We start from the raw sequence: 21,177 nt of genomic DNA, 5'->3' as shown, positions 1-21,177 counted from the left end.
AAAAAAACCCTCTTTGGAAAAAGAGGGTGTCTGTTTCATCTTAAATATCCTAAAATCAGTTAGTCATGCAAGTATCACTTGATAACACTTGAAATATCTTCAAAGAATGTTGGATAAGAAACAGCAATACATCCTGCATTATCAATTGTTACGGGTTCAGTAGTGATTAGAGAAGCTACTGCAGCCATCATTCCAATACGATGATCTCCATAAGTAAGCAGATCCCCACCATGGAGTAACGTGGGTCCCTCTATTATCATCCCATCATCGGTGGCAGTAATATTTGCGCCCAGTTTCTTTAATTCATTCACTACTGCATCAATACGATTTGTTTCTTTCACTTTGAGCTCTTCTGCATTTTTTATAACAGTTTTTCCAGTAGCTTGGGTAGCAAGTAGGGCAATAATAGGAATTTCATCAATTAGTCGTGGGATAAGTTCTCCACCAATTTCAGTACCTACAAGATTAGAAGATTCAATTTCAATTGTACCCATTTCTTCATGACTACTGTTTTCTGAGTCATTCACTGTAAAGGATGCACCCATTGCTTGCAGAACGTCCATAATGCCAGTTCTTGTTACGTTTAAACCTACATTTGTTAAGGTAAGTTTACTATTAGGAACAATTGCTCCAGCTACTAAAAAGAATGCAGCAGAGGAAATATCTCCAGGTACGACCACATGAGTTCCTGTTAACTTTTGGCCACCTTGTAAACGTATCATTTTACCATCTACTGCAATGGTTGCACCAAAGTGTTGTAACATTTTCTCTGTGTGATCCCGAGAAGTTTCTAGTTCTTCCACTATAGTTTCTCCATCTGCATTTAAAGCTGCTAGTAAAATGGCAGACTTCACTTGCGCACTAGCTACAGGCATTGTATAACGAATAGCTTGTAATTGAGTACCCTCAACTGCAATTGGTGTAAACTGGCCATTCTCTCGCCCGATTAGTTTAGCATTCATATCTTTTAAAGGATCCGTTACTCTTCTCATTGGACGTTTTTGAATAGATTCATCCCCTATTAAAACGGAGGACACGGAGGAGCCTGCTAAAATTCCGAGCATTAAACGAGTAGTTGTTCCCGAATTCCCCGTATATAATATTTCGTCAGGTTCCTTCCAGTTCGCAATTCCGTCACTTTTAATCGTTACCTTCTCCCCTTCGATGGATATATCCACTCCAAGCTTTTGAAAGCAATCAATTGTACTTAAGCAATCATCACTCTGTAAGAAACCCTCAACTGTTGTAGTTCCTTCAGCAATAGCGCCAAACATAATAGAGCGATGAGAGACGGATTTATCTCCCGGTATACGAACAGTGCCCTTCAAAGAGGGCTGTACATAATCTAACTTCTTACTAGTTAACAATGTCTTCCCTCCCTAAGAAATATATGTTTCAAATGTTGTATTATTTGCAATACATTCTACCGCTTTAGCACGATCATTTGTCGATTGAAAACTGATAACTAAAATTCCAAAAATATCTTCACGAGTTTCTACGATTCGTAAATTTGTAATACTTATATTATCTTTTGCCAAATAACCTGTAATCTCAGATATAACACCAGGATAATCTGGTACATCCACATACAGATCAAATACACTAAACATCGCGCCTTGCGTATTAATAGGAAGATCATCTCGTACTTTTTTAGCAACATTAAAATAATTTTCTATATCACTAGAATCCGCATATGAAAGCAGTTCTTGTAATTTAATCATTTCATTAGTCCACGCTTTCAATTGATCCGTTAATTCCTGCCGATTTTGAAGCGTTATATCCCTCCAAACAATAGGGTTGGCAGAAGCGATTCTTGTTAAATCACGAAATCCTCCTGCCGCCAGTTGTTTCGTAAATGGATATTGTTCATTCTCGAAAGACAATTGATGCACCAGAGACGCAGCAACTAAATGGGGGAAATGACTAACTACAGCGGTCATATGGTCATGCTCTTCAGCTCCGACTTGTACTACCTTCGCTTTCGTTACCTGCAATAGATTGATCAACACTTGAACACGCTCATCAGTTTCATCTTCAAAAGGGGTTAGCAAATAATAGGCATTTTCAAACAGGATTGGTCTAGCAGCTTCCACACCACTCTTGTGAGAGCCAGCCATAGGGTGACCCCCTATAAAAGTTATGCCCTGCTCCTTTAATGATATCGCGACTTTCATAATTTCTTTTTTTGTGCTTCCTGTATCTGTAATAATCACTTGTTTCTTCAATTGCCATTTCGGTAATTCTTTCATCAAACGAATCGTTTCACTCACGGGAGTAGCAAAAACAATGACATCTGCAAAGGCACTACTCTCTTCTAGATTGGTCGCTATCTCATCAATGACACTAATTCTTTTCGCTGTTTTTAACGTTTGGCCATTCGCGTCATATCCAATTATTTTCACATCTTTATTGCGCTTTAAGCTTAGTGCCAAGGATCCACCTATTAATCCGAGTCCTATAATGAATACGTTTTGTTGCATTATAAAACGCCTTCCTCTTTAAGAACCTCATCAAGCTTTTCTAATAACTCACTATTTTGTTGTTCCGTTCCAATGGTAATACGTAAATACCCTTGTTTCCCTAATGCATTTCCACTTCGAACTATAAATCCGCGCTTCATCAAACCTTGGAAAACTGCATCACTATCTGCCTTCACTTCCATTAAGATAAAATTCGTTTGCGAAGGGAAATAATGCAAATTTCTTTCGTTGCAATAAGTCACATACTGAGCTTTCCCCGCATTATTTTTCTCTTTGCATTCATTGATAAACGCTTGATCTTCTAATCCAAGAAGTGCTACCTGCTGACTTATAACCGTATTATTAAATGGCTCACGAGTTGGTTCTAGCTGAGCTATTACTGATTCCGAGCCAATAGCATATCCAATACGGAAGCTTGCCAGACCATATGCCTTAGAAAATGTACGCATTATTAAGACATTCGGATGGTTTTCTAATAATCCAAGAGAATCTTTGTAGTTACTATCTGTTATGTATTCTGTGTATGCTTCATCTAAAACAATTAATACGTCATTTGGCACTTTCTCGATAAACTGTTTCAATTTATCGCTAGGTATTAAAGTCCCTGTTGGATTGTTTGGATTACACACCCAAATAATTGCAGTATTTTCATCAATTGCTGCTAGCATGTTATTTAAATCATGTTCTCCATTTTTAGTAAGGGGTATTTCACGTACTTCTGCTCCCTCCACAACCGCATTGTGCTTGTATTGACCGAATGTTAAATCCGCCATAATAGTATTCAATCCAGGTCGTAAAATAGCTCTTGATACAATCAGAATATTTTCGTCAGATCCATTGCCAAATAATAATTGCTTTTCAGAGACGTTCAAATGATTTGCCACAGCAGCTCTTAAATTTGATGCATATCCATCTGGATAGATAGCAAAATCTATATTTGCGTTTGCAAAGTATTCTTTAACTTTTGGTGAAGCACCATAAGGATTTTCATTGGATGCAAGTTTCGTCACTTTCTCTAAGTTGAACATTTTCTTCACTTCATCGGTAGTTTTTCCAGGCTGATATGCATGTAACCCATTAATCTGTTGCTTAAATTTCATTTTAACCCCTCAATTCTATAAATTATTTAAGTAAATCTGGTCTTAATGCGACTGCATTATTTAAATAGATATGCTCGATTTGTTGTTGGTTTTTATCTGTATTTATATGCATGAGTAATCGAATACACTTTTCCAAAGCCCCTGGTACATTCATCTCGTGGGTGCACATTACCGGTACATATGCCCATCCTTCTATGCCTCGAACGGCACGTGCTGGAAATGCAGAAGTTATATCCGGCGTAGTAGAAATGATCACGGAAGCAATGTCTTCGGGTAAAATGTCATTTGATTTTGCCATTGTTTCCACAAGACGTCTTGTTTCCTGCAGAACTAAGTCATTTGAATCTGCTAATACGGTGGTTGCTCCTCTTACTCCTCTAATCATTTGTTCTCCTCCTTCACCCATTGTCGTAGCTGATTATCACAACGTTTAATCTCTTCTACCGAAACCTTCTGCATAAATGGATGCCCTATTTCTTGAAGCAATGCAAAGTGGAGTTCTCCATTCATCGATTTTTTATCTTTTTGCATAAACTTTGATAAGCTTTCAAATGAACAATGAAGCACGTGTGTAAAATTATACCCAAGTCTATTTGCTAGGTCATAAACCCTTCTTGCATAACCCTTTTCCACATTCCCGTGAAGCTCACTTAGCATTAATGCTGGGATCATACCGATCATCACAGCTTCCCCGTGCGTGACTTGCCCATAACCTACAGAGGCCTCAATCGCATGACCATATGTATGGCCAAAATTCAAAAACTTTCGGTAAGACTGTTCTTTTTCATCCAGCTCAACAATATGCGCTTTAACTCGAATTCCTTTTTCAATCCAATGCAATAATTGTTTATTTTCGATTGCCAATAGGTTTGGAAGATTAAGAAATTCATCCATCCATTTAGCATCACTGATCAATGAATGTTTGATCACTTCCGCTAATCCTGAGCGAATTTCTCCTTCTGGTAACGTTTTTAAAAAATGAAAGTCATATATTACTTCCGTAGGTTGATAGAAAGCTCCAATCATATTTTTTCCATTCGGGTGATTGATCGCAGTCTTACCCCCAACGGCACTATCATGTGCTAAGATAGTCGTTGGAATTTGGTAAAAAGGAATACCACGCATAAAGGTTGCTGCTACAAACCCAGTCAAATCTCCAACTGCTCCTCCCCCTAATGCCAGAAGCGCAGAGTTTCTAGAACAATTTTCATCTAATAAAAAAGATTGGACTTGATAATAGGATTCAAATGTTTTGCAGGATTCACCATTAGGAACAATATAAAGTTTAAAAGGTAGCGTAAAATTACTGCGTACATATTCCTCATGTAAACTCCACACATGTTCATCTGTGATGATGACCAATTGATCATATTTGGATAATTTATCTGTTTCTCTACTACAAAAGGATCTTAGAATATTTTCTCCTAGATAAACTTCATATACGGAGTCTTTTGTTTTTACTTGGATAGACATCAATTAAAACCCCTTTGTATAAGCTCTATGACTCTCTATATCTGCAAGTAATGTTTCTAGTTTATCTCCATGGAAAGTATCTAGAACCGCTTGTGCAATTTCCCAAGCAATAACAGCTTCTGCAACTACTGAAGCTGCTGGTACCGCACAGCTATCAGACCTTTCAATACTTGCTTTAAACGGCTCCTTCGTATCAATATCAACACTTTGAAGTGGCTTATAAAGCGTAGGAATTGGTTTCATCACACCACGTACTACAATTGGCATTCCTGTGGACATGCCGCCTTCTAGACCCCCTAGACGGTTTGTATCACGTGTATACCCCTTATCTGCATTCCAAGAAATCTGATCATGAACTTGGCTTCCAAAAAGATTAGCCATTTCGAATCCCAACCCTACTTCTACTCCTTTAAATGCATTGATACTCATCATCGCCATTGCGAGTTTACCGTCTAGTTTACGATCATAATGGACGTAACTTCCAACTCCAGCTGGCATCCCAGAAACAATTACTTCTACTACTCCACCAATTGTATCTCCTGCTTTTTTTGCATTATCAATAGCTTCTACCATTTGTGCAGAGGCTTGAGGATCTAAACAATAAACAGCATCATCTTCTACAATTGTACGGATTTCTTCTATTGTCTTTCCATTAGCCAAATCCAAATTAGCTTCAATCCCACCAATTTTCGTAACATGAGCCACAATAGTTATTCCTAGTTTGCTTAACAACTCTTTTGCAACGGCTCCTACTGCCACTCTTACAGTAGTTTCTCGTGCGGAGGAACGCTCCAGAACATTACGTAAATCACGATGACCATATTTCATACCACCAACTAAATCGGCGTGTCCTGGACGTGGTCTAGTGATTTGTCTTTTAATATCCTCTGGATCGATTTCATCTCCAAGCGGTTCAATTCCCATAATGTTTGTCCAGTGCTTCCAATCATCATTATTTACAACTAGACAAACTGGAGAGCCTAACGTTTTCCCATGACGTACACCTGATGTTATAGCTACTGTATCTTTTTCAATTTGCATACGTCTTCCACGACCATGTCCACCCTGTCGACGTTTTAACTCTTTATTTATCATTTCACTCGTTATTTCCAATTGCGCTGGTAATCCTTCAATAATCGCTGTTAGTTGTGGTCCATGTGACTCACCTGCAGTTAAGTATCTCACAACACTTTCCTCCTTCAACTCGCTAAAGTATTTGTTTATCACTATATCAAAATTTTGGTGCCATGTATAGAAGAAAAGCGCAAGAGCCTACGAAAGCCTCTTACACAAACAAAAACCACTGAAGTTCTTCCATCCTCATTAATCGATTATCATGATCGATTAACGCTTCACTTCCTGTATTACTTAATTTATGGAACCTATTAACCTTTATCTTTGCTTAGAAGAAAACTGCCCGAAATGCATCGGACAGTTCCACTTATTTTTTCCGATAGAAAAAGGTGTCTTCGGTTTCAAACCCGTACTTACCTGGATTGAATATCTGTTCTGTACTACCGACGAATAGAATTCCTCCAGGTCGCAGAGAATCACTAAAGTTTTGATAAATTTGATCTTTTGCAGCTTCTGTAAAGTAAATCATGACGTTACGACAAACAATCAAATCAAAATTTTTATCATATGTATCTTTCAATAGGTTATGTTTTTTAAATGTGACGGTCTTTTTAACGGAATCACTTATCTTATAAAATGGTGTTTGTGTCTCAAAGTACTTATTTTTAATGTCAATTGGTACCTCAGCTAGTGAACGTTCTGGGTAAATACCAACTTTTGCACGTTGAATTGCATTTTCATCTAAATCTGTTGCATGTATGGCAATCTGAGATAAAGGAACATGATTGGACAAAACCATCGCAATGGTATAAGGCTCTTCACCAGTAGAGCATGCGGCACTCCAAATTTTCAATCGTTTATTTGTTTCTAATAACTTTGGAAATATTTTCGTTTGTAATATATCCCAGCGTTTTGCGTTCCGATAAAACTCTGAAACATTAATCGTCATTCTATCTAGAAACTCATTCATCAAATCCCTGTTGGAATCAAGTGCTTGATAAAACTCAACAAAGTTTTTATAACCTTTTTTTTCATATAATGAAGTTAGTCTGCGTCTCATCTGCGCTTCTTTATATGCTGCAAGATCAATGCCTGTTTTTTTCTTTATGGAATCCACAAATTTTATGTAATCCGGCAAAATGATTTCGCCCCTTTCTGAAAACCTTTATTTAGTATATCGTATACATAGCATTTAGAACATACTAAAAAGACTGATAAATGTGAGCATTTGCCTATTTTTTTATAAATTGAAACCGAGTGGCTCTGATATAGCTCTTTTCATCTGTTATATCTTACTTTTATAAAATAAGAAGAACCGGACAAAAAAGACACCAGTCCTTGCCATTGAATTTCCGCTCCCAGCAGACGCTTTTCGTGGGCACGCCTTCAGCCACTTACTTTGACTACTCTTATCATCTAAGCGAAAAGCTATGCTTAATCTTATGGTTGAGCTAGTACTACTGATTGTAATGACTTGAGTTCAACGAAGAGAAGAATGAAGCTTGTTCACCAGACAATTTTCAATAATTTCTTAATCCTAAATAAAAAAATGGTTGTTTATGACCGAAGTCATAAACAACCATTTTCTGGATTAGTTAATCCAGTTGTTAGCATCTTTTTTATATGATACTAGCTCTTCTTGCTTGAAGAATAATCCAATTTCACGTTCAGCGCTTTCAGGAGCATCAGAACCATGAATAATGTTTTTCCCTACAGTTAATGCGAAATCTCCACGGATAGTTCCTGGAGCTGATTCTTTAGGGTTTGTTGCTCCAACTAATAAACGTGCAGTTGAAATAACATTTTCCCCTTCCCAAACCATTGCAAAAACTGGTCCAGAAGTGATGAATTCTACTAATTCCCCGAAGAATGGGCGTTCTTTATGCTCGCCGTAATGCTCTTCAGCAAGTTCAGTAGGAATTTGCATTAATTTTGCTCCAACTAATTGGAATCCTTTTGCTTCAAAACGACCTACGATTTCACCGATTAAGTTACGTTGTACGCCATCAGGTTTTACCATTAAAAATGTTTTTTCCATAGTTAACACTCCTCGAATATATATAATGGACTTATTCTCCACCGTTACAAATATTATCATTATAATTCATTATTTTCAAATTAAATTAATAGACGGTAGCTAAAGTTTAGGTTTTAAAGGCAGGTAACTGAACAAAATACCATTTAAAATTTCCTTTTACTCATAAACAATGCAATGTTTTGTAATGATTTTTTAGCGGAATTTGCCGGCAATTGCTTTACTTCATTTAGCGCTTTTTGCAAGTAAAGATTACTAATTTGTTTAGCTCGATTGATGCCATCTGAGTCCCGAATTTTAGTTAACAGAATTTGTCGATTCTCGTCACTTATTGTCCCTGCTAAAATTTCTTTTAATAATGGTTCAATATCTGGATCGTTTTTAACGTATAAAACAGGCAATGTAATATTCCCCTGTGCAAGATCAGATCCAGCAGGTTTACCTAACTCCTCATCTGTAGATGTAAGATCCAAAATGTCATCTATGATTTGGAATGACATACCGACGTAATAGCCAAACCATTTCAAATGCTTGACCGTTTCCTCATCTGCTTGGGAAGCAATTGCTCCTAATTCACAGCTAGCTGAAATTAATATAGCCGTTTTCCTTTTAATCCGGCGTAAGTAGTCACGAACTGTTTGTTCTAAATAGTGCTTATCCTCAATTTGAATAATTTCCCCAATACAAAGTTCAACCATCGTATGAGATAACACTTCATGTGCATATGTATTTTGTAAATCTGTTATGTATTCAATTGCATTGGCAAAAAGAAAGTCTCCTGTATACATTGCGACCCGATTATTCCATTGTGCCTTCACCGTTTCTCTGCCTCGTCTAGTTTCTGCATCGTCTATTACATCATCATGGACGAGGGAAGCCATATGAATGAGTTCAACTGAAACAGCTACGCTTTTTATAGAATCTATCGAATAGTTTCCAAATTTTGCTGCAAGCAACACAAAAACTGGTCTAATCCGCTTTCCTCCGGCTAATAGCAGATGAAGAGACGCCTCATTCAATAAGTGAGAAGAAGAATTTACCGCTACAGCTAATTCTTTTTCGATGATATCAAGATCCGATTTCAAATCGGAATAGAGTAACTTTAATTTCATCTTGTCCACGGTTACAACCTCACTCACTTAAATATCTTTTTTAAAGCCAATATGTCTAGCTGCCGCCCCACCGCTATATGGTTTGCTCGTTACATTGACCAAGCCCACTTTTTCGAATAGCTTAGTTAACTCAGCTCGATTTGGAAACTCTTTAGCAGACTCCTGTAACCATGAATATTCTTTATAACTTTTTGCAAAAAGTTTTCCGAATAATGGCATGATATAACGGAAATAGAATCGGAATAAACCATTAAATAATTTCGAATCTGGTGTAGACGTTTCTAAGCAAACGACCATCCCACCTGGTTTTACAACACGATTCATTTCACTTAACACTTGTGTATAATCTGGAACATTGCGTAATCCAAAACCAATCGTTACAAAATCAAAGGAATTATCTTCAAATGGCAGCTCCATAGCATTTCCTTGGATTAACTCAATTTGTGAGATATGCTTCACTTTTTCTAATCCCACATTTAACATGTTTTGACTAAAATCTAATCCCCTTACCTCACCAGTTGGCCCAGTTGCCTCCGCCAATGCAATTGTCCAGTCTGCTGTCCCGCAACATACGTCCAATGCTTTGCTTCCAGGTTTTACTTGCATAGCCTTCATCGTATCTTTACGCCATGCTTTATGTTGTTGAAAGCTAATAACCGAATTCATCGAATCATAGTTATCAGATATCTTTTCAAACACTTCATGTACATGCTGTTCTTTTGATTTTTCCACGACTTAACCTTCTCTCAACTGCTTTTCTAAGGTGCATTTCATTAACTTTTCTAGAATTATACTTTTTAGTTGTTCTTCTAATAGCTCAGAGTTTTTAATCTCATCCATAAGTATGGATTCAATCTTTTCTATCTCCAACTGGAGAATATTAATATTAGCCTGTAACTGACTTGACTTACTAATATAAAATGGTTGTTCACCTTGCTCATATGCTGCAAGTTCCTTTTTTAAAGCAATGAGGAGGAGAGACTCTTTCATTACGAATACATACTCATGAAAAGAATAATACTCAAGTAATTGTTCAATGGATTGAGATTCAATGAGTTGAATGGATTGAATGAGCTGATCGAACCCATAAATTTGTCGGTCATAAAATCTTGTTTTATGTTCTGAAATAGTCGCGACACCTTCCGACAAAATCTGGATTAAGTCTAGTTGTCCATCGCTCGCTAATAGGTGATAATACTTCCCGCTGTAATAATCTCCAGCTAATACTTGTAACTGTTGATCTTTGCTAGTTGCATTCAACTCTTTTACTAAATCATGAGCAGCTAAGGCAGAAAAGATAAGAGTTACTGCAATAGCAGACTTTCTTTGGGATTCTTCCCATTCTTCTCCATTAAAAAGTGGTAAAAGTGTAAAAAACAAACGCTCTTCATCAATGACAGGAGCCCCAGTATATTTCAACAATGTGCTTTGTTGAACTTGATGGAGAACAGCTTCTTTATATTGCTTTATATGTTGTTTGATCAATGCTTCGTTCATACACCTTACTCCATTTCCCAACCGCGCTTAATCTGTCTATATGGTTATATTAATAACTACTTTTTAGAATCGGATTGTATAATTCCATTCGATGAATGAATGGATGCTTTTCCTCTAATTTTTATAGCTGATGTATGTTCTGTAAACTGAGCAATCATTACTTCGCCACTATCCAGTTTTTCAGAATGATGAAATTTAGTATCCGTTCCTCTTGTAAGACCAATTACATGAACTCCATCTTCTTCAGCTTTTATCACAATATAATCTGAACTAGACATTTTATAGTCTCCTTTGTTCACAGTCTTTTTCCATCATACCATATTCTAAAGCCGACATCCAAAGGTGTTACTTCATCTTTATGAATGAAAGTATTTCTGAGCGTTTAACATCATCTGTTTCTAAAATTCCACGCGCTACCGCAGTAATTGTTTTGGCACCAGGTTTTTTAATACCTCGCATCGTCATACACATATGCTCTGCTTCCACTACTACATAAACTCCATGCGGATTTAACATTTGCATTATATCATCTGCAACGCTTGAAGTGATTCTTTCCTGTAGTTGAGGACGTCTCGCGGTAGTTTCAACAGCTCTGGCAAGTTTACTCAAACCAGTAACTACACCATTTCGAGGAATATATGCTACATGTGCTTTTCCATAGAAAGGAACTAAATGATGTTCACACATGGAGTAAAATGGTATGTCCTTCACTAAAACTAACTCTTCATGATCTTCGTTAAATACGGTTTTAAAATATTCTTTTGGATCTTGATGTAAGCCTTCGAACATTTCTGCGTACATTTTAGAAACTCTTTTAGGTGTATCCAATAATCCTTCTCTGTTAGGATCCTCACCAACTGCTTCTAAAATCATTTTGACCGCTTCTTCTATTTTGTTCAGATCGACATTTGTCATCTGTAGACCCCCTAAAACTATGTATTATACCAATTGCATCTTAGCATATGAAATGCTTATAATAAATAAATTTATCCCGGTCGCTCTATCATTTGCAAATATTTGTATATTAGATTTCTTTAAATTATTGATTTTTTTTATAAGTTATCGAACAATCTGAGATTAGCATTTAATTGAAAAGAACGGTTACCGTGAAGCAAGCTCCACAATAACCGTTCTATGTACTACAACATCAGTTATTTAACTGCGTCTTTAAGTGCTTTACCTGGTTTAAACGCAGGTACTTTGCTTGCAGCGATGTCGATTTCTTCACCTGTTTGTGGGTTACGTCCTTTACGTGCAGCACGTTCACGAACTTCAAAGTTTCCGAAACCAATCAATTGAACTTTTTCGCCATCTGCAAGAGCAGTTTGAATTGATTCAAATACAGCTTCAACAGCTTTAGAAGCGTCTTTTTTAGAAAGTTCTGTAGCTTCTGCAACAGAGTTAACTAGTTCTGTTTTATTCATACCATTCACCTCCTCTCAAAGGAAGATAGCTTCAATCCTGTAAAAAGAGTATCACAACAGAAAAACCTACGCAACACTATTTGCACGAGTTTCGCTAAGTTTCCTCAAAAAAAGGGCAATTTAACGCAATAACAGGACTTTTTGCATAGTCGCAAAAAGCCCTGTGTTGGATTTACAATATAAATGTGACCATCCCTCGATCACCTTCATTAACCATTCTTTCAATCGTTTCTCGCATTCTTTTCTTCGCAACATCAGAAACACTCTCTGTTTTGTATCGCAAACTTTCTTTTAAAACTTCGACTAGGGAAGTACCAAAAACCTGCGTTTGCCATAAAGCATCTCTGTCATGTAAAAAACCATGTTTTAAATCTTTTAATAATTGCTGACTATGAAACTCTGACCCTATTAATGGAGCAAATTCTGCTTCCATATCCACTCGAATAATATGGAGAGATGCGGCTTTTGCTTTTAAACTGACACCATAGAAATTATTCTGTTTAATAATTTCTGGTGCAGTCGGCTGAAAATCTTGTATAGTTGGTAATGATACGCCGTAGCCATGTTTCTTTGCAGCTTCTAGAGCTTCTGAGAATTTATTGTAAGCCTTTTTAGCAGTAGAAGCCTCTTTTACGAATAACAGCCAGTCTTTTTTCGATTCAATAGGCTCATCTAGCCACTCATCACAAACCTCTTGAAATACTTCAGGTTTTAAGCCAATTTGTATACATGCCGATCCTCTGCCGGGGTTAGCCTCAACCACTTCTGCAGATTGTATAAAAGGAACTTGCTTAAATCTAGAAGCTAATTCCTTTACATCTTTCATTTTGGATACTAATTGTAGCCACTCCTGTAACGAGGAAGTGATTGCATTATTGACAAAATGATCTGGTTCTAATACATCCGTCCAATCAGGCTTAACTAATTCAATATCCGTGATCGGAAATTCATAGAGTGCTTGTTGGAGTATGTATTGAATTTCCTCAGCAGTCATGCGATCAACGGCAGTTGCAATTACTGGAACCTCATGTTGTCTTTGTAATTCTTCACTTAGTTGAATTGTTTCTAAATGACCTGGATTTTTGCTGTTTAGAACGATAACAAATGGTTTACCAATTTCCTTCAATTGGGTAATTATTTGTTGTTCAGCACTTTCAACGGCCATTCGAGGAATATTATTAACAGATCCATCTGTCGTAACAACAATTCCAATTGTAGAGTGATCTCTAATTACTTTGTCTGTCCCAATCCTAGCAGCTTCCTCAAAAGGTATTGCTTCGCTATGCCATGGGGTGTGCACCAACTTTTGACCTTCTTCACCAGAATGTGTTTTAATGCCGTCAATCATGTAACCGACGCAATCTACCAGTCTGATTTGTAAGCGTAGCTGGTCTTCTCCTAGATGTATATTTGTCCCGTGTGCTGGCACAAATTTAGGCTCAGCTGTCATAATCACATTACCTGGTGAACTTTGCGGCAATTCATCTTGTGCACGTAGACGCTCGGCCTCTTCTTGAATATTAGGAATTACTACTAGCTCCATTACTCGTTTTACAAAAGTCGATTTACCTACTCGGACAGGGCCGACTACACCAATATACACATCACCATTCGTTCTTTCTGCTATCTGTTCATACAGTTTACTCGACATGGATACTCTCCTTTCTTAGCAATTTAATATATGCACAAAAAAAACGTTTCATGCATATTGCACGAAACGTCTTTTTACAAAGATTAAGAAAGTAAATATGTAACAAGCATTAGGAAACATAATAATTCAACAAATTAGAGCGCTTTGTTTTTTTCTTTTAGGCAGAGGTCTCCTTGTTAAATCACGAAACGTAGAAATCTGTTTCTAGGAGAGCAACGGATAAACAAATGCATAAAACAGAGGCCGGTCATGACGTCCGTCACAACCAACCTCTGTCAAACTACTCTATTCAAAGATCTTTGAACACGATAGAAAAAGGAATTATCTTAAAAGAAACAATATCTTTTAGCCCTATTTTTATTATTTATTCATCATAAAAACAGGTTCATTCTTTTCATTTACCGTATAAGGCAGAGAGTATGCTGGCACAATCGCAAATTTGTCCGTTAACAAAAACCGAATATCATCTCCAGGCTCTATTTTCTTATCAGATTCCTGAAGTAGTCTATTCAATTCGATGGAGTAATCTACATAGACTTCCCCATCACCAGTAGCCACTATAGGCAACTGAGTATCAGAATAAGGGCTTTGAACAGTTAACTCGCTGTCATAACCCATTTTTTTGAAATCTAGCTTATATACGCCATCTACAATCGTTTCAGCTATAGGACCAAATCCATTTATACTCTTTCTATGGTTAATATCACGCAACGTATCTGCAATACGTAGGTCTACTAACTTAACCGTAGGATTCTCTTCTACATCCATGAGTACATATTGATAGATCCCCCCAGCCTCATAAGAATTGGCAGGAGCTTTTCCAAGCTTTGATGGAATAATTTTGCTAAAATCGATTGGATATTTAATATATTGATCTGTTTCCATATCACGCGTTTTTATCGGTAAAAGTCCACCGGAATCTTTTTGAAAACTGTCAACAGCAGTTTGAACTGCAGTTAGTTGGTCCTCATATGGCAATAAATTTTCAGGCTCATAACCACTTTTATAACCGCATCCTGCTAAGAAAACCGTTATCATAATGAATACAGCAATAAGTTTAAAGTTTTTCATAGGAATCTCCTTACTAAGCCTTAGTTGGGTTAGATATAATATAGATCATCGTAATGAAACCTATAAACAATAATATGTAAGCGATCAAACCTAATATAAATTTCAATAATTTATTCTTTAGTTTTGTCTTTACAAAAAACATAAAAGCCATAGCTAAAAACATACAACCCATAGATCCAAACGATATCCACATTTTATCCATTGATGAAACTAATAACACCACAACAACTTCCACACCTTTCTACAATAAAAAAGTATAACATACTAGAATTGAGCAAGCGCCTATGTAATTCTGACAAAGGGCTTCTGTAACATACATTGTACAGGAGCTAGACAGAGTATAACAAAAAGTTCAGAAGGAACATGGAAAAGAAGCTTTAATAAAAATAATATTTCTAGTATACAGTCAAAAAAGAGTTGTTTTTAACAACAACTCTTTCCATTTGTGACAATTTTAGAACGTTTTATAATCTTCTAACTCATGCTTCTTTGTACGATGCATAAGGATGTCTACAGCCTCTTTAGGATTGACCTGTTCAAATAAGACAGAATACAGAGCTTTAGTAATAGGCATGTCCACTTGTTGCTTTGTAGCTAGTTGATATGCTGCTTTTGTAGTACGCACACCTTCTACAACCATACCCATCTCTTCTAACACTGTATTAAGTGTAGCTCCCTTACCTAACATATTACCAGCACGCCAATTCCTAGAATGCACACTAGTGCAGGTTACGATTAAGTCTCCCATACCTGTTAATCCAGAGAACGTGTAAGGTTGAGCACCTAGACTAATACCTAAACGGGAGATTTCAGCTAGACCTCTCGTAATGAGTGCAGCTTTTGCATTGTCACCGTAACCTAATCCATCTACTATCCCAGCGGCTAAAGCAATTACATTTTTGAGTGCTGCTCCAATTTCTACGCCAATAACATCGTCGTTAGTATAGACACGGAAAGATTTGTTCATAAACAAATCTTGAACCTTTTCGGCAGCAACCATATTTTCACTTGCAACTGTTATCGTTGTTGGATGCTTTAAGACTACCTCTTCTGCATGACTAGGCCCAGACAATACAACGATTGCTTCTGTAACATCCTCTGACAGTTCTTCCGCAATCATTTCTGATATTCTTTTTAGGGAATCAGGTTCAATACCTTTCGAAACATGTACAAATAGCTTCTTTTCAGCTAAGAAAGGTAGCATATTTTGGCAAACTTCTCTAATAGCTTTAGTGGGAACAGCAATGACAATAACAGTTGCATGTTGAATCGCTTGCTGAAAGTCACTAGTAGCCTTTAAATTAGTCGGTAAAATAGTCTCAGGTAAATATTTTTTATTGGTATGATTTGTAGTTATTTCTGTTGCCTGATCCTCTCTATGGGACCACAGTAAACAGTCATGTTCATTGTTTGCAAGAACCATAGCTAGGGCTGTTCCCCAGCTTCCTGCACCCAATACAGTTACTTTTTCCATCGCTATTTCGCTCCTTTAAAACTAATAGGATTAAGTTCTTGCGCGCGTAATTATACGAATTGGAGTTCCTTCAAAGTCAAAGGATTCTCTAATACGATTTTCTAAAAATCTTTCATAAGAAAAATGCATCATCTCAGGTTCATTAACAAATACCACGAAAGTTGGTGGTTTGATAGCCACTTGAGTTGCATAGTAAATACGCAGACGTTTCCCTTTATCAGTTGGAGCCGGATTTCTTGCAACAGAATCTTCTATAACTTCATTCAGAACAGATGACTGAACACGCATTGCATGATTTTCACTTACTTGATTGATAACTGGTAGAAGTGCATGAACACGTTGCTTTGTTTTAGCTGAAACGAAAACAATCGGAGCATAATCCAAGAATAGGAAATGATCTCTAATTTTCTTTGTCATTACATTCATCGTTTTATCGTCTTTTTCAATAGCATCCCATTTGTTCATTACGATAATAACTGCCTTACCAGCTTCATGAGCGTAACCAGCAATTTTTTTATCTTGTTCTTGAATACCTTCTTCAGCATTCAGAACAACTAAAACAACGTCAGATCGTTCAATCGCCTTTAATGCACGTAAAACACTGTATTTCTCAGTTGTTTCATATACTTTCCCTTTTTTACGCATACCTGCTGTATCAATCATTACGTATTCTTGACCATCAAAAGAGTATTCCGTATCAATCGCATCTCTTGTTGTCCCAGCGATTTCACTTACGATTACACGATCATGTCCCAAAAATGCGTTGACTAAAGAAGATTTCCCTACATTAGGACGCCCAATTAGAGAAAACTTAATAACTTCTTCCCCGTAGTCTACATCTTCTACATCTGGGAAGTTTTTCGCTACTTCATCTAGTAAATCTCCTAGACCAAGTCCATGAGAACCTGAGATTGGGAAAGGTTCTCCCAGTCCTAAAGCGTAAAAGTCATAAAGCATTTCACGCATATCCGGATTGTCTATTTTGTTAACAGCTAAAACGATTGGTTTTTTCGTTTTATATAAAATTTTTGCAACATATTCATCTGCTGCTGTAATTCCTTCGCGACCGTTAGTTAAGAAGATGATTACATCTGCTTCGTCCATCGCTATTTCTGCTTGTTGCTTAATTTGTTCTAAAAACGGTTCGTCGCTAAGTTCTATACCACCTGTATCAATGATATTAAATTCATTTGTTAACCAATCGGCAGAACTATATATACGATCACGTGTAATACCTGGAATATCTTCCACGATAGATACACGCTCTCCTACGATTCGATTAAATATAGTCGATTTGCCGACATTAGGCCTACCAACGATTGCTACTACTGGTTTTGTCATTACTTTTTCATCCTTCCAACTTCGTCTATGTTGTATTATACAACAAAAAGACAAAAACAGGCGACTTTATTGAAGTCACCTGTTTAAGATCGTATATTATGTTAGTTATTATTAGTGAAGCCTTTCAGCTTGTCTCCTAATACATCACTTATAGAAAATCCACGTGATTCTTCTGGCATTTGATAATCTTCTATGTTGTATTTATCTTCATTTTCAAGTAATTCTTTAATACTTAAGGAGAGACGTTTTTCAGCACTATTAACATCTAGTACTTTAACTTGTACTTCTTCGCCCTCTTTTAAAACTTCTTGTGGATTGCTAATATGCTTATGTGCAATTTGCGAAATGTGCACTAAACCTTCAACTCCTGGGAATACTTCTACGAATGCACCGTATGAAACTAGACGCTTCACTTTCCCAGTAAGTGTTGCTCCTTTTGCAACTTTTTCTTCTACCACAGACCAAGGACCAGGCAGTGTATCTTTGATGGATAAAGAAATTCTTTCGGCATCGCGATCGATCGATAATACTTTTACTTTAACTTCTTGCCCTTCGGTTAAAACGTCCGTAACATTGTCTAAGTGCTCGTACGAAATTTGTGAAATATGAACAAGTCCATCTACTCCACCTATATCGACAAATGCGCCAAACGAAGCTAAACGTTGTACTGTACCCGTCAAAATATCCCCACTTTTAATGGACTCAAATGTTTGTTGTTTGCTAACAGATTTTTCAGCTTCAACAACTGCTTTATGGGACAGGATAAGTCTATTTTTCTCTTTTTCAAGTTCTACAATTTTAAAGGTCATTACCTTCCCTTTATAATCTTCAAAGGATTCTACAAAATGATCCTCTATTAGGGAAGCAGGTATAAATCCACGGACACCTAAATCTACTACTAATCCGCCTTTTACAACTTCTTTTACTTCTGTTTCAATTATTTCTCCAGATTGGAATTGTTTTTCTAATCTATCCCAAGCTTTTTCTGCATCTACTCTTCTTTTAGAAAGGACAAAGTTAGCTTCTTCCACTTTGGTAATCATTAGCTCTAATTCGTCACCTATGGAAACGGAGTCGGATGCTTTTTCAATATGCAAGCTAGATAGTTCGCTTATAGGTACTATCCCGTCAAAAGGTGCTCCTTCAATTGTTACAATGATAGACTTTTCATCTACTTGTGCAACCGTTGCTTTTACTAGTTCACCCTCTTTAAACTCATTCGTGTCGTTTAAGTTCATTTCTTCAGACATATGATATTCCTCCTTCACAGCGTTTCTATTCTATTTTATGCGAACTGATACAGAATTACAAAAGGAAGCACTTTAAAAACGAAAAGATTCTAACTATTTAGACTGATGTGCTTCTAATAACTCAGCTATTTTTTCCATTATTTTTTCAGTAACTTCATCAGCAGAAGCTTTTCTTTCACGATACGGCGCAATATCAATTGGTTCACCATAGACTACCTTTAACTTTTTAAAAGGTTTATAGGGGCCAATTATTGCGCAAGGAACAACATTAGCTTCCCCGCGTAAAGCAAAGAACCCTGCTCCACTAAATCCTTTTCCTAGCTTGCCATCTTTACTTCTAGTTCCTTCCGGAAATAAACCTACAACTTCCCCACTTTTTAAGAGTTTAATAGCTGTTCGAAGTGCGTCTCGGTCACTTAGTCCTCTTTTCACCGGGAAGGCGTTAACGCCAGGTAATATACCTTTTAAAAGGGGTACATTAAATAATTCTGCTTTTGCCATAAAGTGCACAGGTCGTGGTGCTAGTATGCCTACCACCGGTGGATCCAAAGCATTAATGTGATTAGAACATAACAAAATCCCTCCATCTTTTGGGAAATGTTCTGTTCCAATAACTTCAAATCTATAAAGTGGTTTTAATGCTGAGAAAACAACCGTCTTTGCAAACGAATATAGATTCAAATTAAGACATCCTTTCTTTTGCTAGTTGCATAATTTTATTTGATACTTCATCAACTGTTAATAATGTTGTATCTATATATATAGCATCTTCTGCCTGGATCAATGGCGATGCTTGTCTTTCACTATCTAGCTTGTCTCGTAAAGCAATCTCTTGTTTAAGTTCTTCTAAGTTTGTTTCAATTCCTCTATTTTGGTTTTCTAAATATCTTCTATTCGCTCTTTCTTCTACACTGGCGCTCATAAATATCTTCAGCTCAGCATCTTTTAATACATGGGTACCTATATCTCTACCATCCATCACGATGCTACCGTTTTTACCCATTTGCATTTGTCTCTTAACCATTTCTTCCCGTAACGTTGCATGTGCAGCAACAGCCGATACAGAAGATGTTACTTCTTTAGAACGAATTTCGTCCGTAACAGCCACTTGGTCAAGAAATACTAATTGACCCTCTGGAGAAGGCTTTAACTCAATTATAGTTTCTTTTAATAAAGCAGTTAATTTATCTTCATCTAGCAAATCTATGTTTTGTTGTAATGCTTTATACGTGATTGCCCTGTACATTGCACCTGTGTCTACATATGTATAACCTAATAACTCTGCGGTTTTTTTTGCTATCGTGCTCTTACCTGCTGCTGCTGGGCCATCTATGGCTATTTGTATTTGTTTTTTCACTTTATTTGCCTCCACTCTATTCCTATACATTTTATCATAGAACAGCATTAATGAGGAAAAAGCAAGCTTCTAAAATATAACTTGTTTTTTCCTTCAAATTTGAAGAGGTTACCCAAAAGTTTAACTTCTGGGTAACCTCTATTTTGATTTAACTCATTGTTTTCTTTCGGATCAATAGTTGACGTTCAAAACAGAATCTTACAATTTGTTGTTTGTCTAAGTCATCTGTATCCGTAAAATGTAAAGAAGCGATGGTTAAAGAACCTTTATCCCATATTCTAATCACTTGTGCTAGTGTGGAGACGTATTTAATATCTCCATTATTAAACAACAATGGAATTAGCAAGGAGACTTCATCACCTGCTTTAAAATTTACTGGCGTGTTTAAAATAATTGCTGTTCCTCCAGCGCTTATATCATCTGTGACAAATTGGTATCTTTCCTCTTCGAATTGAACGGATATATCAATAGAAGTATTAACACGGACGAAATCTCTTCGCTGAATTCGCAAAAATTCCGAATCCGGCGGTAATGCAAGCTTAATCATCGGTATTTGTTTAGCCTTTTTACCTAGGACCTCTGTTTGAAATGCATAAACGGCTTTAGATTCTTCTACAAAGCTCGCTCTAAGCTGCATACCATCCATTAGGAAAACTGTTCTATTGGAAAGTGTATCCATGGGATAGTCGATATATATAAATTGATCATCTAAATCCACAACTTTACATTGATATTTTTCCGTTTTATCCGTAAAGGTTGGCTCTAATATTAATTGTGTACCAAGTTTGATTTTCATAGGCAATCCTCTTTTAGTGTCATAATATATTTTCTATTATGA

At 36.7% G+C, this 21,177-nt stretch carries 23 protein-coding genes; all 23 read right to left on the bottom strand.

The window, feature by feature from the left end; genetic code table 11:
* Nucleotides 1–74: 74 nt before the first annotated feature.
* Entirely contained in the window at nucleotides 75–1,367 is a 1,293-nt protein-coding gene (aroA, locus tag MHI40_RS07380) for a 3-phosphoshikimate 1-carboxyvinyltransferase (protein ID WP_340762087.1), read from the bottom strand.
* Nucleotides 1,368–1,379: 12 nt separating this feature from the next.
* Nucleotides 1,380–2,480 (bottom strand): prephenate dehydrogenase, encoded by a 1,101-nt coding sequence (locus MHI40_RS07375; RefSeq protein ID WP_093534741.1) that lies wholly within the window; start codon nucleotides 2,478–2,480, stop codon nucleotides 1,380–1,382.
* Entirely contained in the window at nucleotides 2,480–3,580 is a 1,101-nt protein-coding gene (gene hisC, locus MHI40_RS07370; protein WP_093534743.1) for a histidinol-phosphate transaminase, read from the bottom strand. The genes MHI40_RS07375 and hisC overlap by 1 nt, the downstream gene beginning before the upstream one ends.
* Before the next feature lie 22 nt (nucleotides 3,581–3,602).
* Nucleotides 3,603–3,965, bottom strand: a complete 363-nt coding sequence (gene aroH, locus MHI40_RS07365) for a chorismate mutase (RefSeq protein WP_093534745.1) — start codon at nucleotides 3,963–3,965, stop codon at nucleotides 3,603–3,605.
* Nucleotides 3,962–5,053: a 3-dehydroquinate synthase gene (gene aroB, locus MHI40_RS07360; protein ID WP_340762086.1), complete on the bottom strand. Its 1,092-nt coding sequence runs from the start codon at nucleotides 5,051–5,053 to the stop codon at nucleotides 3,962–3,964. Before aroB ends, aroH begins: the two co-directional genes overlap by 4 nt.
* Before the next feature lie 3 nt (nucleotides 5,054–5,056).
* Nucleotides 5,057–6,238 carry a chorismate synthase gene (aroC, locus tag MHI40_RS07355; protein WP_340762085.1) on the bottom strand — a complete coding sequence of 394 codons (1,182 nt, stop codon included), beginning with the start codon at nucleotides 6,236–6,238 and terminating at the stop codon, nucleotides 5,057–5,059.
* Between the two features lie 256 nt (nucleotides 6,239–6,494).
* Complete coding sequence (locus MHI40_RS07350; protein ID WP_093534751.1) at nucleotides 6,495–7,265, bottom strand: CheR family methyltransferase; 771 nt, start codon at nucleotides 7,263–7,265, stop codon at nucleotides 6,495–6,497.
* Between the two features lie 453 nt (nucleotides 7,266–7,718).
* A complete protein-coding gene (ndk, locus tag MHI40_RS07345) occupies nucleotides 7,719–8,165 on the bottom strand; it encodes a nucleoside-diphosphate kinase (RefSeq protein ID WP_093534753.1) in 447 nt (148 codons plus the stop codon).
* 143 nt (nucleotides 8,166–8,308) lie between these two features.
* The gene (gene hepT / locus MHI40_RS07340) at nucleotides 8,309–9,274 is read right to left on the bottom strand and encodes a heptaprenyl diphosphate synthase component II (protein WP_340764434.1); all 966 of its coding nucleotides are present in this window, start codon (nucleotides 9,272–9,274) and stop codon (nucleotides 8,309–8,311) included.
* Nucleotides 9,275–9,301: 27 nt separating this feature from the next.
* Nucleotides 9,302–10,006 carry a demethylmenaquinone methyltransferase gene (locus MHI40_RS07335; protein ID WP_093534755.1) on the bottom strand — a complete coding sequence of 235 codons (705 nt, stop codon included), beginning with the start codon at nucleotides 10,004–10,006 and terminating at the stop codon, nucleotides 9,302–9,304.
* A gap of 3 nt (nucleotides 10,007–10,009) precedes the next feature.
* Nucleotides 10,010–10,771, bottom strand: a complete 762-nt coding sequence (locus MHI40_RS07330; RefSeq protein WP_340762083.1) for a heptaprenyl diphosphate synthase component 1 — start codon at nucleotides 10,769–10,771, stop codon at nucleotides 10,010–10,012.
* 56 nt (nucleotides 10,772–10,827) lie between these two features.
* Nucleotides 10,828–11,049, bottom strand: a complete 222-nt coding sequence (gene mtrB / locus MHI40_RS07325) for a trp RNA-binding attenuation protein MtrB (RefSeq protein WP_093534759.1) — start codon at nucleotides 11,047–11,049, stop codon at nucleotides 10,828–10,830.
* A 67-nt stretch (nucleotides 11,050–11,116) separates the two neighbouring features.
* Nucleotides 11,117–11,686: a GTP cyclohydrolase I FolE gene (gene folE / locus MHI40_RS07320; RefSeq protein WP_093534761.1), complete on the bottom strand. Its 570-nt coding sequence runs from the start codon at nucleotides 11,684–11,686 to the stop codon at nucleotides 11,117–11,119.
* Between the two features lie 236 nt (nucleotides 11,687–11,922).
* Nucleotides 11,923–12,195 carry an HU family DNA-binding protein gene (locus tag MHI40_RS07315; protein ID WP_093534763.1) on the bottom strand — a complete coding sequence of 91 codons (273 nt, stop codon included), beginning with the start codon at nucleotides 12,193–12,195 and terminating at the stop codon, nucleotides 11,923–11,925.
* A gap of 172 nt (nucleotides 12,196–12,367) precedes the next feature.
* On the bottom strand, nucleotides 12,368–13,846 hold the full coding sequence (spoIVA, locus tag MHI40_RS07310) for a stage IV sporulation protein A (protein ID WP_093534765.1): 1,479 nt from the start codon (nucleotides 13,844–13,846) through the stop codon (nucleotides 12,368–12,370).
* Between the two features lie 360 nt (nucleotides 13,847–14,206).
* Nucleotides 14,207–14,917 carry an LptM family lipoprotein gene (locus MHI40_RS07305; protein ID WP_340762082.1) on the bottom strand — a complete coding sequence of 237 codons (711 nt, stop codon included), beginning with the start codon at nucleotides 14,915–14,917 and terminating at the stop codon, nucleotides 14,207–14,209.
* Between the two features lie 13 nt (nucleotides 14,918–14,930).
* Nucleotides 14,931–15,110 (bottom strand): DUF2768 family protein, encoded by a 180-nt coding sequence (locus MHI40_RS07300; protein WP_340764432.1) that lies wholly within the window; start codon nucleotides 15,108–15,110, stop codon nucleotides 14,931–14,933.
* A 261-nt stretch (nucleotides 15,111–15,371) separates the two neighbouring features.
* Complete coding sequence (locus MHI40_RS07295; protein WP_340762081.1) at nucleotides 15,372–16,391, bottom strand: NAD(P)H-dependent glycerol-3-phosphate dehydrogenase; 1,020 nt, start codon at nucleotides 16,389–16,391, stop codon at nucleotides 15,372–15,374.
* A gap of 30 nt (nucleotides 16,392–16,421) precedes the next feature.
* Nucleotides 16,422–17,732, bottom strand: coding sequence for a ribosome biogenesis GTPase Der (gene der, locus MHI40_RS07290; protein ID WP_340762080.1), 1,311 nt, complete (start codon nucleotides 17,730–17,732; stop codon nucleotides 16,422–16,424).
* A gap of 101 nt (nucleotides 17,733–17,833) precedes the next feature.
* Nucleotides 17,834–18,982 (bottom strand): 30S ribosomal protein S1, encoded by a 1,149-nt coding sequence (rpsA, locus tag MHI40_RS07285; protein ID WP_093534773.1) that lies wholly within the window; start codon nucleotides 18,980–18,982, stop codon nucleotides 17,834–17,836.
* Between the two features lie 93 nt (nucleotides 18,983–19,075).
* Nucleotides 19,076–19,663, bottom strand: coding sequence for a lysophospholipid acyltransferase family protein (locus MHI40_RS07280; protein WP_093534775.1), 588 nt, complete (start codon nucleotides 19,661–19,663; stop codon nucleotides 19,076–19,078).
* 1 nt (nucleotide 19,664) lies between these two features.
* Nucleotides 19,665–20,339 (bottom strand): (d)CMP kinase, encoded by a 675-nt coding sequence (gene cmk, locus MHI40_RS07275; RefSeq protein WP_175496167.1) that lies wholly within the window; start codon nucleotides 20,337–20,339, stop codon nucleotides 19,665–19,667.
* 148 nt (nucleotides 20,340–20,487) lie between these two features.
* The gene (locus MHI40_RS07270; RefSeq protein WP_340762079.1) at nucleotides 20,488–21,135 is read right to left on the bottom strand and encodes a flagellar brake protein; all 648 of its coding nucleotides are present in this window, start codon (nucleotides 21,133–21,135) and stop codon (nucleotides 20,488–20,490) included.
* Between the last annotated feature and the right edge of the window lie 42 nt (nucleotides 21,136–21,177).

Source organism: Psychrobacillus sp. FSL H8-0510, assembly GCF_038008345.1.
GTDB lineage: Bacteria > Bacillota > Bacilli > Bacillales_A > Planococcaceae > Psychrobacillus > Psychrobacillus psychrotolerans.
Note: the sequence above shows the minus strand (reverse complement) of the source record. Positions and strands in the feature narration are given on the sequence as shown.

What these genes read in the sequence shown, in the direction of transcription:
- MHI40_RS07375 (WP_093534741.1), bottom strand. Translation starts at nt 2,480, where the DNA reads ATGCAACAAAACGTATTCATTATAGGACTCGGATTAATAGGTGGATCC.
- hisC (WP_093534743.1), bottom strand. Translation starts at nt 3,580, where the DNA reads ATGAAATTTAAGCAACAGATTAATGGGTTACATGCATATCAGCCTGGA.
- aroH (WP_093534745.1), bottom strand. Translation starts at nt 3,965, where the DNA reads ATGATTAGAGGAGTAAGAGGAGCAACCACCGTATTAGCAGATTCAAAT.
- aroB (WP_340762086.1), bottom strand. Translation starts at nt 5,053, where the DNA reads ATGTCTATCCAAGTAAAAACAAAAGACTCCGTATATGAAGTTTATCTA.
- ndk (WP_093534753.1), bottom strand. Translation starts at nt 8,165, where the DNA reads ATGGAAAAAACATTTTTAATGGTAAAACCTGATGGCGTACAACGTAAC.
- hepT (WP_340764434.1), bottom strand. Translation starts at nt 9,274, where the DNA reads ATGAAATTAAAGTTACTCTATTCCGATTTGAAATCGGATCTTGATATC.
- MHI40_RS07330 (WP_340762083.1), bottom strand. Translation starts at nt 10,771, where the DNA reads ATGAACGAAGCATTGATCAAACAACATATAAAGCAATATAAAGAAGCT.
- mtrB (WP_093534759.1), bottom strand. Translation starts at nt 11,049, where the DNA reads ATGTCTAGTTCAGATTATATTGTGATAAAAGCTGAAGAAGATGGAGTT.
- folE (WP_093534761.1), bottom strand. Translation starts at nt 11,686, where the DNA reads ATGACAAATGTCGATCTGAACAAAATAGAAGAAGCGGTCAAAATGATT.
- MHI40_RS07315 (WP_093534763.1), bottom strand. Translation starts at nt 12,195, where the DNA reads ATGAATAAAACAGAACTAGTTAACTCTGTTGCAGAAGCTACAGAACTT.
- spoIVA (WP_093534765.1), bottom strand. Translation starts at nt 13,846, where the DNA reads ATGTCGAGTAAACTGTATGAACAGATAGCAGAAAGAACGAATGGTGAT.
- MHI40_RS07305 (WP_340762082.1), bottom strand. Translation starts at nt 14,917, where the DNA reads ATGAAAAACTTTAAACTTATTGCTGTATTCATTATGATAACGGTTTTC.
- MHI40_RS07300 (WP_340764432.1), bottom strand. Translation starts at nt 15,110, where the DNA reads ATGTGGATATCGTTTGGATCTATGGGTTGTATGTTTTTAGCTATGGCT.
- MHI40_RS07295 (WP_340762081.1), bottom strand. Translation starts at nt 16,391, where the DNA reads ATGGAAAAAGTAACTGTATTGGGTGCAGGAAGCTGGGGAACAGCCCTA.
- der (WP_340762080.1), bottom strand. Translation starts at nt 17,732, where the DNA reads ATGACAAAACCAGTAGTAGCAATCGTTGGTAGGCCTAATGTCGGCAAA.
- rpsA (WP_093534773.1), bottom strand. Translation starts at nt 18,982, where the DNA reads ATGTCTGAAGAAATGAACTTAAACGACACGAATGAGTTTAAAGAGGGT.
- MHI40_RS07270 (WP_340762079.1), bottom strand. Translation starts at nt 21,135, where the DNA reads ATGAAAATCAAACTTGGTACACAATTAATATTAGAGCCAACCTTTACG.